The sequence below is a fragment of the Leifsonia stereocauli genome, from assembly GCF_038432415.1.
GTDB lineage: Bacteria > Actinomycetota > Actinomycetes > Actinomycetales > Microbacteriaceae > Orlajensenia > Orlajensenia stereocauli.
Map to the genome: position 1 here is coordinate 558,144 of NZ_JBCAUN010000003.1, position 14,796 is coordinate 572,939.

14 protein-coding genes are annotated in these 14,796 nt (G+C 68.4%); 7 read left to right on the forward strand and 7 right to left on the reverse strand.

All coding sequences use genetic code 11. From position 1 onward, the window contains the following. Nucleotides 1-32 precede the first annotated feature (32 nt). The 6 genes from AADV74_RS16720 (at nt 33) to AADV74_RS16745 (ending at nt 6,620) form a co-directional block, all read left to right on the forward strand. Nucleotides 33-1,331: an extracellular solute-binding protein gene (locus AADV74_RS16720; RefSeq protein ID WP_342116305.1), complete on the forward strand. Its 1,299-nt coding sequence runs from the start codon at nt 33-35 to the stop codon at nt 1,329-1,331. Nucleotides 1,332-1,471: 140 nt separating this feature from the next. Continuing rightward, nucleotides 1,472-2,425 (forward strand): carbohydrate ABC transporter permease, encoded by a 954-nt coding sequence (locus tag AADV74_RS16725; RefSeq protein ID WP_342116306.1) that lies wholly within the window; start codon nt 1,472-1,474, stop codon nt 2,423-2,425. After that, nucleotides 2,422-3,363, forward strand: coding sequence for a carbohydrate ABC transporter permease (locus AADV74_RS16730; RefSeq protein WP_342116308.1), 942 nt, complete (start codon nt 2,422-2,424; stop codon nt 3,361-3,363). The genes AADV74_RS16725 and AADV74_RS16730 overlap by 4 nt, the downstream gene beginning before the upstream one ends. Then, a complete protein-coding gene (nagZ, locus tag AADV74_RS16735; protein ID WP_342116309.1) occupies nt 3,360-4,925 on the forward strand; it encodes a beta-N-acetylhexosaminidase in 1,566 nt (521 codons plus the stop codon). Before AADV74_RS16730 ends, nagZ begins: the two co-directional genes overlap by 4 nt. Continuing rightward, entirely contained in the window at nt 4,922-5,842 is a 921-nt protein-coding gene (locus AADV74_RS16740; protein WP_342116311.1) for an ROK family protein, read from the forward strand. Before nagZ ends, AADV74_RS16740 begins: the two co-directional genes overlap by 4 nt. Further along, the gene (locus AADV74_RS16745) at nt 5,835-6,620 is read left to right on the forward strand and encodes a glucosamine-6-phosphate deaminase (protein WP_342116313.1); all 786 of its coding nucleotides are present in this window, start codon (nt 5,835-5,837) and stop codon (nt 6,618-6,620) included. Before AADV74_RS16740 ends, AADV74_RS16745 begins: the two co-directional genes overlap by 8 nt. 110 nt (nt 6,621-6,730) lie before the next feature. Here the strand turns inward: AADV74_RS16745 and AADV74_RS16750 are convergent, their stop codons facing one another. From AADV74_RS16750 to purU, 3 genes are all read right to left on the reverse strand, one after another. Next, nucleotides 6,731-7,882, reverse strand: a complete 1,152-nt coding sequence (locus AADV74_RS16750; RefSeq protein ID WP_342116314.1) for an N-acetylglucosamine-6-phosphate deacetylase — start codon at nt 7,880-7,882, stop codon at nt 6,731-6,733. Beyond that, on the reverse strand, nt 7,879-8,238 hold the full coding sequence (locus AADV74_RS16755) for a YrdB family protein (protein WP_342116315.1): 360 nt from the start codon (nt 8,236-8,238) through the stop codon (nt 7,879-7,881). The genes AADV74_RS16750 and AADV74_RS16755 overlap by 4 nt, the downstream gene beginning before the upstream one ends. Before the next feature lie 62 nt (nt 8,239-8,300). Further along, nucleotides 8,301-9,182: a formyltetrahydrofolate deformylase gene (purU, locus tag AADV74_RS16760; RefSeq protein WP_342116316.1), complete on the reverse strand. Its 882-nt coding sequence runs from the start codon at nt 9,180-9,182 to the stop codon at nt 8,301-8,303. Nucleotides 9,183-9,337: 155 nt separating this feature from the next. Here purU and AADV74_RS16765 point away from each other — a divergent pair, with 155 nt between their 5' ends. Further along, nucleotides 9,338-10,564 (forward strand): MFS transporter, encoded by a 1,227-nt coding sequence (locus AADV74_RS16765; protein WP_342116318.1) that lies wholly within the window; start codon nt 9,338-9,340, stop codon nt 10,562-10,564. A 9-nt stretch (nt 10,565-10,573) separates the two neighbouring features. Here AADV74_RS16765 and AADV74_RS16770 read toward each other — a convergent pair whose 3' ends face one another. The 4 genes from AADV74_RS16770 to AADV74_RS16785 are packed head-to-tail and all read right to left on the reverse strand — an operon-like array spanning nt 10,574 to nt 14,696. Then, the gene (locus tag AADV74_RS16770) at nt 10,574-11,785 is read right to left on the reverse strand and encodes a low temperature requirement protein A (protein ID WP_342116320.1); all 1,212 of its coding nucleotides are present in this window, start codon (nt 11,783-11,785) and stop codon (nt 10,574-10,576) included. Nucleotides 11,786-11,819: 34 nt separating this feature from the next. Next, nucleotides 11,820-13,040, reverse strand: a complete 1,221-nt coding sequence (locus tag AADV74_RS16775; RefSeq protein ID WP_342116321.1) for a low temperature requirement protein A — start codon at nt 13,038-13,040, stop codon at nt 11,820-11,822. A gap of 10 nt (nt 13,041-13,050) precedes the next feature. After that, complete coding sequence (locus AADV74_RS16780) at nt 13,051-13,713, reverse strand: family 20 glycosylhydrolase (RefSeq protein ID WP_342116324.1); 663 nt, start codon at nt 13,711-13,713, stop codon at nt 13,051-13,053. After that, nucleotides 13,692-14,696, reverse strand: a complete 1,005-nt coding sequence (locus AADV74_RS16785; RefSeq protein ID WP_342116326.1) for a family 20 glycosylhydrolase — start codon at nt 14,694-14,696, stop codon at nt 13,692-13,694. The genes AADV74_RS16780 and AADV74_RS16785 overlap by 22 nt, the downstream gene beginning before the upstream one ends. Nucleotides 14,697-14,796: the final 100 nt, after the last annotated feature.

Here is a 14,796-nt window from a genome sequence, read left to right on the forward strand (position 1 = left end):
CACCACCACCCAACCAAGAGAAGGAAATCCCAATGAAGAGAAAGTACGCAGTAGCTGCCATCGCAACCGCAGCCGCACTCGTTCTCGCCGGTTGCAGCTCGACGGGCGGCGACGCCGCTTCGACCGAGTCTGCCAAGGGCCAGGACATCACGCTGTGGCTGATGGGCGGTGACACCCCCGACGCCCTCCGCAACTACCTCAAGACGGAGTACACGAAGGCGACCGGTGGCACGCTGAAGATCGAGGAGCAGGGCTGGGGCGACGCCGTCGCGAAGCTCACCACTGCGCTTCCCGACGCTGCCAACACCCCCGACGTGACCGAGATCGGCAACACCTGGTCGCCGACCTTCACCAACGCGGGCGCCTTCACCGACCTGAGCGACATGTACGACGAGCTCGGCGGCGACAAGCTGCTGAAGTCGTTCGTAGAGGTCGGCGAGGTCGACGGCAAGCAGTACGCGCTGCCCTACTACTTCGGCTCGCGCTACAACTTCTACCGCAAGGACATCTGGTCCGCCGCGGGCAAGACCGTTCCCACGACGCTCGCCGAGTTCGACGAGACCGTCAAGTCGCTGAAGACCGACACGCAGTCCGGCTTCTACATCGGCGGCTCCGACTGGCGCAACGGCATCTCCTGGATCTTCGCCAACGGTGGGGACCTCGCCAAGAAGGACGGCGACAAGTGGGTCGGCACCCTGGCCTCCGACGAGACCGTCAAGGGCCTGACCGAGTTCCAGTCGCTGTTCGAGGGTGCCTCCCTCGCACCGTCGACCGAGTTCGACAGCACCCCGTGGGTCAACATCAACAACAACGAGGCAACGGGCGTCCCAGAGGCCGCGACGATCATCGCTCCCGGATGGGCGCACTGGTCGATCGGTGACCTGGCTCCGGACCCGAAGGACGCGACCAAGACCGTCGCAACCTGGAACGACGACACCTTCGGCACGTTCGTGCTCCCCGGTGTCGATGGTGGAGCAGCCCCGGTCTTCGCCGGTGGATCCAACATCGCCGTCTCGGCCGCCAGCAAGAACCAGGCCGGTGCCAAGGAGCTCATGAAGATCATCTTCTCCGAGGACTACCAGACCCTCCTCGGCGAGAACGGTCTCGGCCCGGCCAACCTCGACTACGCGTCGGCTCTCGGCGACGACCAGTTCGCCAAGGCCCTCGTCGAGTCGGCTGCCGGCTCGAAGCTGACCCCCGCTGCACCCGGATGGGCCGCAGTCGAGGGTGCCGGCATCCTCGAGGAGTTCTTCGGCAAGGTCTCGGCCGGCGGCGACGTCAAGGCCCTGGCCACCGAGTACGACGAGAAGCTGGACAAGCTCCTCAACTAGTCGGACCCTCCGGTCCACGGTCGGTCACGGCCGCGGCATCCGGAACACAGCACGACACCAGGGGCCGCGAGCGACTCTTCGCTCGCGGCCCCTACCCCTGATCTCTTGCACGCGCACCACACTGAAAGGAGGATGAGACCGTGACAGCAACGCTCACCCGGGACGCCCCCGCAGCCGCGCCGAAGCCGCCGGCGCGACGCCCCCGACGACGCCTCTCCGTTCCGCACCTTCTCCTCATCCCCGCGATCGTCATCCTCCTGGTCGGCATGGGCTACCCGCTCATCTGGCAGGTCATCACCTCGACGCAGGAATTCGGCATCAAGCAGCAGTTCGGCCAGCCGGCTCCGTTCGTGGGCCTCGCCAACTACTTCAGCCTCGCGACCGACCCCACCATGTGGGAGGTCGTCGTGCGCTCCATAGCCTTCTGCTTCATCACGGCCGCCGTCACCCTCGTGGTCGGCCTGCTGCTCGCCGTGCTCATGACCGCCGTCGGCACGGTCGTGCGGCTCATACTCCAGATCTCGCTGCTGCTCGCCTGGGCGATGCCCGTCGTCGCCGCGATGACGGTGTGGATCTGGATGTTCGATCGCCGCCGCGGCCTGGTCAACTACCTCCTCGACATGGTCCCGGGCGTCGACATGAACCGGTTCTCGTGGCTCTCGACCCCCATCACCTTCTTCATCGTCGCCAGCGTCATCGTCGTCTGGATGAGTGTTCCGTTCGTGGCGTTCTCGATCTACGCCGGTCTCACCCAGGTGTCCGAGGAAGTGCTCGAGGCCGCTCAGCTCGACGGTGCCAACGGCTTCAAGCGCCTGCGCTACATCATCATGCCGATGATCCGGCCCGTCATCATGATCGTGCTGCTGCTGCAGCTCATCTGGGACCTGCGCGTCTTCACCCAGATCACCATGCTGCAGGATGCCGGATCCAAGTCGAGCGAGTACGACCTGCTCGGCACCTACATCTACAAACTCGGCGCCGGGGCCCAGGACTTCGGCATGGCCAGCGCCGTCTCCATCTTCGTACTCGCGCTCACCCTGGCCATCAGCTGGTTCTACGTGCGCAGCCTTCTCAAGGAGGACGAGCAGTCATGACCGACACCAGCATCAACACCCACGTCATCGCGAGCGAGCTCGCCCCAGCTCCGGCCCCCATCCCCACAGCCTCCGAGACGCAGCCGCAGAAGCTCACCCGCGTGCGGTTCCGTCCCGCCCGCATCCTGCTGTCGATCCTCGCCATCGTGGTGTCGCTGGCCTGGGTGTTCCCCGTCTACTGGATGCTGAACTCATCGCTGCTGCCGAACCGCACCCTGCAGTCGTTCATCCCCACCTTCCTGCCCATCGGCGGCTCGTTCGAGAACTACTCCAACGCCCTCGAGGACGGCTCCTTCTACTCGGCCCTCGGCATCAGCCTCTCGGTCACCCTGATCGCGGTGTTCTTCTGCCTGCTGTTCGCGTTCCTCGCGGCCGTGGCCATCAGCCGGTTCCGGTTCAAGGGGCGCAAGTCCTTCGTTCTCGCCGTTCTGATCATCCAGATGCTGCCGGCCGAGGGCCTGTTCATCGCCCAGTACAAGATGGTCTCGAGCGTCGGGCTGCTGAACTCCATCATCGGCGTGAGCATCATCTACACCGCCGCCGTCGTTCCGTTCACCATCTGGATGCTGCGCGGCTTCGTCGCCGGAATCCCGGCAGACCTCGAAGAGGCCGCCATGGTCGACGGGCTCAGTCGCACCGGTGCCTTCATGCGCATCACGTTCCCGTTGCTCGCACCCGGGCTCGTGGCATCCGGAGTCTTCGCATTCCTGCAGGCCTGGAACGAGTTCACCGTCGCCCTCGTGCTGCTGCCTGCCGAGGACATGCACACGTTGCCGCTCTGGTTGCGCGGCTTCATCCAGGCCAGCGCCACCCGCGAGACCGACTGGGGCCAGGTCATGGCCGCGTCGACGCTCGTGGCACTGCCCGTCATCGTCTTCTTCCTCATCGTGCAGGGCCGGATGACGAGCGGACTCGTGGCCGGGGCGGTCAAGGGATGAGCGGAGCAGCCACCACCGCATCCGTTCCCGACTCCGCCACCATCAGCAGCAGGGGAGAACTCCGCTCGCTGGTCGCCGCGACCTTGATGCCGGGCTTCGTCGGCACCGAGCTCCCCGACTGGCTCAGCTCCCGCCTGCGCGCCGGCCTCGGCGGAGTCTGCATCTTCGGTCAGAACATCGTGTCGCGTTCCCAGCTGCGCGAGCTGACGGATGCCGTCCGCGCGGCGAATCCGCGGGCCGTCATCGCGATCGACGAGGAGGGCGGCGATGTCACCCGGCTCTACTACGACCAGGGATCGCCCTACCCCGGCCCGGCCGTGCTCGGACGCCTCGATGACTTGCAGCTCACCGAGAGGGTCGGTCGCACCGTCGCCGAGGAGCTGGCCGCCGTCGGCTGCACGCTGAACTTCGCACCCGACGCCGACGTGAACTCCAACCCCGACAACCCCGTCATCGGAGTGCGCAGCTTCGGCAGCGACCCGGTCGCGGTCGCGCGCCACATCGGTGCGTGGGTGGCAGGACACGAGGGCGCCGGCATCGCCGTGAGCGCCAAGCACTTCCCGGGGCACGGCGACACGGCCCAGGACTCGCACCTCGCGCTGCCCGTGATCGACGCAGACCTCGAGACCCTGCGGTCACGGGAACTGGTGCCGTTCCGCGCCGCGATCGAGGCCGGAGCCCGCACCATCATGACCTCGCACATCCTCATCCCGCAGGTCGACGCCGAGTTCCCGGCGACGCACTCCCGGCGGATCCTGCAGGGTCTGCTGCGCGACGAGCTCGGCTTCGACGGCGTGATCGTGAGCGACGCCCTCGACATGAAGGGCGCCAGCGGCATCCACGGCATCCCCGAGGCCGCAGTGCGCGCCCTCGACGCCGGCTGCGACCTGCTCTGCATCGGCACGGAGAACACCGATGGCGAACTCGACGAGATCGAGGACCGGGTGCTCGCGGCCATCGCGAGCGGTCGGCTGTCGATCGAGCGCGTGCTCGAGGCCGCCCTCCGCGTTCGCGAGCTGGGCGAGGAGACGAACGCCGTGCTCGCAGCGCTCGACGCCGGATCGGCCGCGGCCTCGGCCGACGACGCCACAGCCTCCGAGCTCGCCGAACCCGTCTTCGACACCGCGCAGGTGCAGCTCGCCTTCGACGTCTCGCCGCACGCTCGGGCCTGGCTCGATGCCGGCATCGAGCCGAGTGCCGTCGTGCGTATCGACACCGTCGCCAACATCGCGGTGGGAGTGGCCCCGTGGGGGCCGTTCGCGGAGCTGGCGCGTCATCCGTTCCCCGCCGACTCGGCCTGGAGCACCCCGCACCCTCTCGCAGAGGGGAGCGCGGCACTTCCCGACTTCTCGGGGCCGGTGATCGTGGTCGGCAAGGACATCCACCGCTACGCTTTCGCACGCGAGGCCATCGACGAGCTGCGCGCGAACGGGGGAGCAGTGCTCGTGGTCGACCTGGGCTGGCCGAGCGACGATCGCGCCTACGCCGACATCGCCACCTTCGGTGCGTCGCGCCTGCTGGGACGCAGTGTCCTCGCCCTGCTCGAAGGGTCGACGGCATGAGACTCGGAATCGACATCGGCGGCACGAAGACCGCCGCGATCGCCATGGACTCCGACGGACGCCTCAGCGACCAGGTGCGGATGCCGACGGGGTGGGGCGGCCCTGCCGTCATCGAGACCGCCGTCGACGCCGTGCGTCAGGTCGCTGCGCTCTCGGGCATCAGCATCGGCGACCTGCGCTCGATCGGCATCGGCATCCCGGGCGCCGTCGACTCGGCCACCGGACGGGTGCGTCACGCCGTGAACCTGGGCGTGGACGACCTCGACCTGGGCGAGGCGCTGATCGAGCGTCTCGGCGTGAGCGTGAGCGTCGAGAACGACGTGAAGGCCGCGGCCATGGGTGCGCAGCACCTGCTGACCGAGACCGGGGCGGCCAACGGGTTCGACTCGATGGCCTACCTCAACCTCGGCACCGGGCTGGCGGCCGGCATCGTGCAGCGCGGAGTGCTGCTGCGCGGAGGTCACGGCATCGCCGGCGAGATCGGGCACATCCCGATCGACCCGAACGGCGCCGTGTGCAGCTGCGGACAGCGTGGTTGCGTCGAGACCGTCGCCTCGGGCTCAGCGATTGCACGCCTGTGGCCGACGGATGACGCCCTCCCCGCTCGTGCCCTGTTCCAGGCCGCGGCATCCGGAGACCCTGAGGCCCTCGCCGTGCAGGAGCGCTTCTTCGATGGAGTATCGGCGGCCGTGCGCATCCTCGTGCTGTCGACCGACGTCGACGCCGTCGTCATCGGTGGCGGTCTCAGCGCGCTCGGCACCCCGCTCATCGATGGGGTGCGTTCAGCGCTCGGTCGGGCAGCGGAATCCTCGCGCTTCCTGGCATCGATCGCCCTCGCCGAGCGCGTGCACATCATCCCCCTCGGATTCCCGGCCGCAGCGGTCGGAGCAGCCCTCACAGGAGTAGCCCATGGCTGAAGTCGTCATCGTCCCTGATGCCGCGGCGGCTGGATCGGTCGTCGCCGACGCCATCATCGCCCTCATCCAGCGCCGCCCGGACGCCGTGCTCGGCCTCGCGACGGGCTCGACGCCGCTCACCACGTACCGCGCCCTCGAATCCCGCATCCATGCCGTGGGCACCGATGTGAGCAGGGTGCGCGGGTTCGCGCTCGACGAGTACGTCGGCCTGCCCGTCGATCACCCCGAGAGCTACCACTCGGTCATCCACCGCGAAGTCGTCGAGCCACTCGGGCTCGACCCTGCGCGCATCAGGGTGCCGAACGGCGACCCGAGCGGGATCCTCACCTCGGGCGACGAGTACGAGGCGGCGATCCTCGCAGCCGGCGGCGTCGACCTGCAGATCCTCGGCATCGGGACGACGGGCCACATCGGCTTCAACGAACCGGGGTCCTCGCTGGCATCGACCACCCGCTGGAAGACCCTGACCGAGCAGACCCGTCGCGACAATGCGCGCTTCTTCGACTCGATCGACCAGGTGCCGACGCACTGCATCACGCAGGGGCTGGGCACGATCATGCGGGCACGGCACCTGGTGCTGCTGGCATTCGGAGCGGGCAAGGCCGCTGCGGTGGCCGATGCGCTCGAGGGACCGATCTCGGCGAGCCATCCGGGTTCGGCCATCCAGCTGCATCCGCACGTCACCGTCGTGGTGGACGAGGCCGCGGCGTCGAAGCTCGGCAACGCCGAGTACTACAGGCACGCGTGGGCGCTGCGTCCGGAGGGCGTGCCGCTGTAGTGCCCTCTCCGCTCGCTGAGGGCCGCCCGAAGCGCAGCGGGGCGCTGCTGCTTCGGTGCGCTTCGGCCACGGACTGCGTCCGGGCCTCAGCGAGCGAGGTGATCGCGGAGCTAGAGCGCGACGCCGTTCGCCCAGACCCGCTGCACCGCGAAGCCGGCGTCGAGGAGAACGGCGTCGGCCGCGTAGCCCTCGGCCAGCAGGCCGAGCTCCGCGTCCAGCCCGAGCACCCGTGCAGGAGTGAGCGTGAGCGCCGTGACGGCGACGACGGGGTCGAGACCCGCGAGCTCGACGGCGTTCTTCAGAGCCACGTCCAGCGTGAGGGTCGAGCCCGCGATCGCTCCGCCCGAGGTGAGCCTGGCGACGCCGTCGGTCACCGTGACGTCGAGCGAGCCCAGCTCGTAGTGCCCGTCGCCCGACCCGGTCGCGGCCATGGCGTCGGTGATGAGGGCGATGCGTCCTGGAGCGGCGGCGAAGGCGAGCGCGGCGACCTCGGGTCGCACGTGCACCCCGTCGAGGATGAGCTCGAGAGTGACCCGCTGGTCTCCGAAGGCCGCGACGATGGGGCCGGGCTGGCGGTGGTGGATGCCGGGCAGCGCGTTGAACGCGTGGGTGATGAGGGTCGCACCCCTGTCGAACGCGGCCTGCGCCTGCTCGAACGTCGCCGCCGTGTGGCCGACGGCGACGACGACGCCGGCTGCCGAGAACGTCTCGACGGCATCGAGGCCGCCGGGCAGCTCGGGAGCGAGGGTGACCTGGCGGAGGGTGCCACGGGCGGCGGCGAGCAGGGTGGCGACGACCGTGGCATCGGCCTCGATCAGGAGGTCTGCGTTGTGCGCTCCGCGATGCGATTCGGCGAGGAACGGACCCTCGAGGTGTGCGCCGAGCACCAGCGGGTCGGCATCCGCGAGGTCGGCGATGGTGCCCAGACTCCCGGCGAGGCTGTCGACGGGATTGGTGACCAGGCTCAGCACGGACCGGGTCGTTCCGTGCACGCGGTGAACGGCGAGGGCCGTGCGGATGCCGTCGACGTCGTGGTCGAAGTCCGCGCCGGCGCCGCCATGGCCGTGCAGGTCGATGAAGCCCGGCGTGAGCCAGTGCCCGGCGGCGTCCGTCACCACGGCGGTGGGATCGGATGCCGCGACGGCACGCCATCCGTCACCCGTTCCGGTCGCCGTGATGCGATCGGCGGATGCCGCGAACCAGAAGTCGTCGATGGTGCCGTGGGCGTCGAGCTTGCGGGCACCGTGGACGACGAGGCTCACGCGAACTCCTTGCGGCCGCTGATGATGCCGGAGATCGTGGCGACGACGGCGAAGACCGCTGCGACGATGGGCTGTCCGAGCTGCCACCAGGCCAGGGCTGCCGAACCCATGACGACGATCTCGACGACCGCCTTGCCGAAGGGGTCGATCCTGAACACGGCCTTGGGGGAGCGGAACAGACCCCAGAGCAGGATGGCGAGAAGCGGTGCTCCGATGCCGATGAGGGCGCCGGGCCACGGCAGCGGCCAGGCCGTGAAGCCCCAGATGCCCAGCGTGAGGACCGCGAAGATCTCGAGCAGGAATCGGAGGATGTCGTTCGGGCTCACCCTGTACTGTTCTGGCGCTGCGTCACTCACTCGTGAAGTTTACCGGGGATGCGCTTCGGCCGCGGCTTCGCCGGGTCTCGGCGAGCACGGTGTCAGCGGAAGATGATCGTGCGAGCGCCGTCCTGCAGCACCCGACGCTCGGCGAACCACTTGACCGCCTGGCTCAGGGTGCGGCTCTCCTCGTCCTGGCCGATGGCGACGAGCTCGCCGGGGGAGCGCGAGTGATCGACGCGCACGACGTTCTGCTCGATGATCGGGCCCTCGTCGAGATCGCTCGTGACGAAGTGCGCCGTGGCGCCGATGAGCTTCACGCCGCGCGCATGCGCCTGCTTGTACGGGTTCGCGCCCTTGAATCCGGGAAGGAAGGAGTGGTGGATGTTGATGGCCATGCCCTCGAGCCGCTCGCAGAGCTCGGGGGTGAGGATCTGCATGTAGCGCGCCAGCACCACGAGCTCGATGTCGTGCTCGTCGACGGCCCGCAGCACCCGCTCCTCGAAGGCGGCCTTGCTCGCGGCATCCGTCACCGGGAGGGACTCGAACGGCACCCCGTGGAATCCGACGAGGTCGCGCAGGGTGGAGTGGTTCGAGAGCACCAGCGGAATGTGGACGGGCAGCTGGCCGGCGCGCTGGCGGAACAGCAGGTCGTTCACGCAGTGCGCGGCGGTGGAGGCGAGAACGAGGGTACGCAGCGGCCGGCCGACGGTGTCGATATGCGCCGCCATGCCGTAGTGCTCGATGACGGGGGCGAGGGCTGCCTCGAACTCGCTCCTGTCGGCGAGCGACTCCACCTGGAGCCTGATGAAGAAACGGCCGGTGTCTGCGCTCGAGAACTGCTGGCTCTCGGTGATGTTGCCGCGCGCCGCGACGATGGCGCCGCTCACGGCGTGGACGATTCCGGGCTGGTCGGGACAGCTCACCGTGATGACCCAGTGGTGGTGGATCGGCGGATGCGGCACAGCGGCGTCGAAGTCCATCCGCTCAGGTTATCCCGTGGGGCCCGGCTAGACTCGACGACGGTCGGTGTGATCAACCCGGCCCTGGGCGCGCACAACAGCGCGTAGTCGACCCGCAGAGCTCGCGCTCATCGAGCGAGAGAGCGTCACGCGGGGAACGCCTGTCGGAGACTGCCATGTCCACGACCGATTCCGCTGCCGTGAGCAGCATCTCGAAATTCCCCTGGCTGGGCCTCATCGTGCTGGCCGTCGCCGTGTTCCTCTCGGTGACCGGCGAGATGCTGCCGACGGGCCTGCTGCCCGACATGAGCTCCGACCTCGGCGTCTCGGAGCCGCTCGTCGGCCTGCTCGTGACGGTGTTCGCGTTCACCGTCGTGCTGACCAGCGCCCCGCTCACCGGCCTCACCCGCCGACTGCCGCGCCACGCCCTGCTGGTCGCGGCCATCGTCGTGCTCGGGCTCGCGAACGTGCTCACGGCCTTCGCCCCGAACTACGGCTTCGTCGTCGGTTCGCGCGTGGTCGGCGGCATGGCGCACGGGCTGTTCTGGGCGATCGTCGGCGCCTACGCCGGCCACCTCGTGCCCAAGGAGCAGATCGGGCGCGCCGTCTCGATCGCGCTCGGCGGCGGAACGCTCGCGTTCGTCTTCGGCGTCCCGCTGGGAACCGCGCTCGGCCACGCCGTCGGATGGCGACTCGCCTTCGGCATCGTCGCCGGCCTCACGCTGCTGAGCGCCGTGCTGGTCTGGCGTTTCCTGCCCGTGGTGCACCGCGTCGAGCCGGGTGTGAACACCGCAGCCATCCCGGCGATCCGCGACCGCTCGGTGACGGCCGTCGCCATCGTGTGCGCCGTCACGGCGATCACCATGATCGGCCACTACGTGCTCTACACGTATATCGCTCCGTACTTCATCGACGTGGTCGGAACGGATGCGGCAGCCGTGAGCCCGCTCCTCTTCGTCGCCGGGGTCTCGGGCCTCATCGGCCTGGTCGTCGCCGGTGCCGTGTTCAGCAAGCGCCCGACCCGAGGCCTGCTCATCTCGCTCGGCGTGGTGGCCCTCTCGGTCTCGGCGCTCGGCCTCTTCTCGGGCAGCTGGATCCCGGCGCTGATCGCCTTCATCACCTGGAGCCTGGCGTTCGGCATGCTGCCGCCGCTGCTGCAGACGCGGCTGCTGCACGCGGCATCCGCACGCATCCGCGACGCAGCGAGCGCCTTCTACACGACGGCTTTCAACATCGGCATCGGCGGGGGAGCCCTGCTCGGTGCCGTGCTCTACGACACCCTCGGGCTCGCGGCGCTGCCGTGGGTGTACGCGGGCATCGTCGTCGTCGCCTTCGTCGTCGTCGCGGTCACCTCGGGCCATCACCGGCCGCAGGGTGCTGACATCGAGCACGACAGGGTCTAGTCGCCGCGGTCACTCCAGCTTGATGGTGTCGCCACCGACGAGACGACGGTAGCGCCACTCGTCGATGACGACGACCACGAGCAGCACGACGTTCACCAGCCAGGTGAGCGCCAGCGGGTTGACCAGCCCGGAGATGAGGAAGAGCACTCCGAGAGCGACGATGCCGCTGATGTGAGTCATCAGCCACGGTCCGCCGACGGAGCGCTTGAACAGCGTCGTGCCGAGCAGGTAGATGGCGGCGCCTCCGGTGATGATCGCCGCCGTCGCGGTGTCGGTCGATCCGTGATGCCCGAACGGATGCACCAGCACGAGGTCGTCACCGACCGCCACGAGAACGATGCCGATCACCATGAGGATCGGGATATAGGTGTAGGTCGCTCGAGCGATGCGGCCACTGGCCTCGGCGCTGGCGATGTATGCCGACCCGCTCCGCTCGCCGTGGTTGAAGTACAGCAGCCAGAGCAGCACGGTGCCGACGAAGGCCGCGAGGAGAGCGGCGAGGCCTTCCCAGGAGACCTCCTGTTCGGAGAACACGGAGCCCGTCACGATGATGGACTCGCCGAGCGCGATGATGAAGAACAGGCCGACCCGCTCCGCCATGTGCTCGCCGGAGACCTCCCATGTCTCCATCGGCGACTTGCCCATCACCGGAACCCAGAACCTGGCGGCAGGGCCGACGCATTCGATGGCCAGGGCGATCACCCAGATCCAGATGCGCTGCTCGGGCTCGGCGAAGCCACCCGTGATCCACAGAGTGCCGGACACCAGGTACCAGATGATGATGCGCACGACGTTGAGTGCGTTCGCCCGCCTGCCCTGCTCGAGGAAGGAGAAGAAGGCGAAGGTGGTGCGGCTGAGCTGCATCGCCACGAAGGCGATGGCGAACAGCCAGCCCTTGTCGGTGAAGGCCTCGGGGATGGCGCTCGACATGAGCAGCCCGAAAAGCATGAGCACGATGAGCATGCCGCGCACGGCGCCGCGCTCGGGGTTCAGCCAGTTGGCGATCCAGGTGGTGTCGACCCACGCCCACCACACGGCACCCACGAGGATGAGCACCTCCGCGAAGCGCAGCAGCGTCGGCTCGTCGATGAGGCTGTGCGAGAGCTGCGTGATGGCGAACACGAACACGAGGTCGAAGAACAGCTCGACGAAGGTGACGCGGTGCGATTCGTCGCCCGTCGTGGGACGCAGCAGGTTGCGGGTGAAGCCGGTGCGCGGCATCCGTTCGCCTTCCGATCGAGGGAGTGGCCTCAGGCTAGCGGTGAGCGGCGCTCTCGACGGCGCGGCGCAGGCCGCTCCGATAGCTCCACTCGTCGGCCAGCACGACGAGGGCCAGCACTCCGTTCACGGCGAAGCTGAGGCTCACCGGGGTGATGCCGGCGCCGACCACGCCCAGCACGATGAGCGCCAGGATGGCGACGAGGTGCGACGCCAGCCACGGCATCCCCACCGAACGCTTGAACAACAGGTTGCCGAGCACGTAGACCGCTGGTCCGCCGCAGATGAGCCACGCTGTCGACGGGTGCTCCATCTCGTGCGGATGCAGGATCACGAACTCGTCTGCCACAGCCGTGAGCACGACGCCGATCACCATGACGACGGGGACGATCGTGTAGGCGTTCCGCGCGACGATGCCGGTCCTCGATGCCTCCTCCATGCGCTCGCGGCCACCGCGCTCGCCGTGGTTGAAGTAGAGCATCCAGAGCAGCACGGAGCCGAGGAACGCCGCGACGTAGCCGCCGATGGCGTCAGGACTGAGCTTCACCCCGGCGAACACCGTTCCGGTCACGATGATGGACTCGCCGATGGCGATGATGAAGAACAGGCCGACACGCTCGTTCATGTGCTCGCCGCTGACATCCCAGGTCTCGGCCGCGGTACCGCCGAGGCCGGGCACGCGGAACCTGATGAGCGGGCCGAGGAATGCCAGGGCCAGCGCTGCGGCCCAGATCCAGACGCGCGCATCGGCCGGGCCGAAGCCGCCGAGCAGCCAGAGCAGGCCGGCGGCGCAGGTCCACACGAGGATGCGCACGAAGTTGCGGGCGTTGTCCGGTCGGTGGATGCGGAAGGCGACGATGGCGAAGCCGGTGCGCACCAGGCCGATGAGCACGATGCCCACGGCGAAGACGACCCCGCCGACGTCGCTGTCGAAGGCATGGGGGAGCGAGCTCGAGAGCGTGAGGCCGAGAGCCATGAGCACGAGGAGCAGCGCACGTACGGGCCACTTCTCGGGGTTCAGCCAGTTCGTCACCCAGGTGGTGTCGACCCAGATCCACCAGATGGCCGCCGTGAGCACGACCGTCTCGACCAGGCCGACAGGGCTCGGCTCGGCGAGGAACAGCTTCGAGAGTTGCGTGAAGGCGAAGATGAAGACGACGTCGAAGAACACCTCGATGAACGCGACGCGATGGGCGGCCTCGCCGTCTTCAGGGCGAAGCACGCCCGGTCCGGCAGCGCGATCGTCGACGGTCTCCACATCGCTCAGGCTACTGGGCCGCATCCGTCCAGGGCAGATCGGGCGCGCGGTGGTATCCGATGCCGGCTGCCTCGAGGCGCTCGGAGAAGGCGACGGCGCGAGGCGCGAAGGTCTCGAAGTCATGCTGGTCATGGTCGGCCTTGGGCGACCACGCGATCTCCATCACCGACGCGAGTCGGGGGAACGCCATGTATTCCACGTCCTGCATACGATGCAGGGTCTCGGTCCAGATCGGAGCCTCGATGCCGAGGATCTGCTCCTCGCCGATGCCGTCGATGATGCGCGTCGGCTTCCACCCGTAGGACTCGCGCACCGAGGTGGGCCCCTCCGCCCAGGCCTGGCCGAATTCGGTGCCGGTCTCGTAGACCATGTCGAGGTAGGCCACGTCTGCGGGCGACAGGATCACCTGGCCGCCGTTCCTCACGAAGGTCATGGTGTCGTCCTCTGCGCCCTCCTGCGGTCGGGTGAAGCTCCAGTACTGGCCGATGGTGCCCCTCGGCATGGCCGTCGCGGCGCCCATCTCGTGCCACCCGATGATGGTCTTGCCGGTCTGGGCGGCATCCGTCGTCACCCTTTCGATGAACCTCACGAAGTCGACCTCGGGAGTGGAGAGCGACTCGTCGCCGCCGAGGTGGAGGTAGGGACCGGGCGTCATCGCCGCCATCTGGCGCACGACTTCGGAGACGAAGCGGTAGGTCTCCTCGGAGTTGATGCAGAGGGAGCTGAAGCCGACCTCGATGCCCGTGTAGAGCGGGGGCGCCTGCCCTGTGCAGGTGGTTCCGGGTAAGCCGCGAGGGCGGCGTTCGTGTGACCGGGCAGATCGATCTCGGGAACCACGGTGATGAAGCGCTGCTGCGCGTAGGCGACGATCTCCGCATAGTCGGCCTTCGTGTAGAAGCCGCCGCGCTCGTCGTTCACCGAACTCGTCCCGCCGATCTCGGTGAGTTTCGGCCAGCCGTCGATCTCGATGCGCCAGCCCTGGTCGTCGGTGAGGTGGAGGTGCAGCTGGTTGGTCTTGAGAAGCGCGATGTCGTCGATGTAGCGCTTCACGTCTGTCACGTCGAAGAAGTGCCTGGCGACGTCGAGCATCGCCCCGCGGTAGGCGAATCGTGGAAAGTCGTCGATGTCGACGGATGCCGCCGCCCAGCGTGTGCCGAGCGCGTCGACCCGCTCCCGTGACTCGATGGGCGCGGGGAAGAGCTGCCGCAGGGTCTGAATGCCGCGGAACAGCCCCTCTGCGGTGTCGGCGCTGAGAAGGGCGCCCGTCGCCGAGGTTCTCAGCACGTAGCCCTCCTGCTGATGGCCGGCCGGTGCCGAACCCGGTGCGACCGTGAGCGTGATGTCGTGGGGAGAGCCATCCGTCGTCGCAGCCCTCGTGATGACCGGCAGCGCGAAGCCGGTCGACGGTCGGAATGCCGACGCGAGGTGCTCGCCGACGGACTCGGCACCGGTGCCGCCGGCGATGATGCGCGACTCGCGCGTGAGCTCGAACGGCTCGCTGTCGCGGGTCGCGATGGAGACGGGCTGGGGAACTACCTGCGGCATGGTCACCTCGGGAGGTTGCAGGCCGGCGATGGCCAGGGTGGTGCCTGCGGCGGCGGCGAGGACGACGAGCGAGGCGACGACGAGCCCGATGACGGTCCGGCGTCTGGGCATGCCTCTGTCCTCGGTCAGTCGATGATGATCCAGTGAGTATGTCAGGACTCCTAACTAATCCGCAACGCATCTGTTCCGGTTCATGCATGCCGGCCGTATG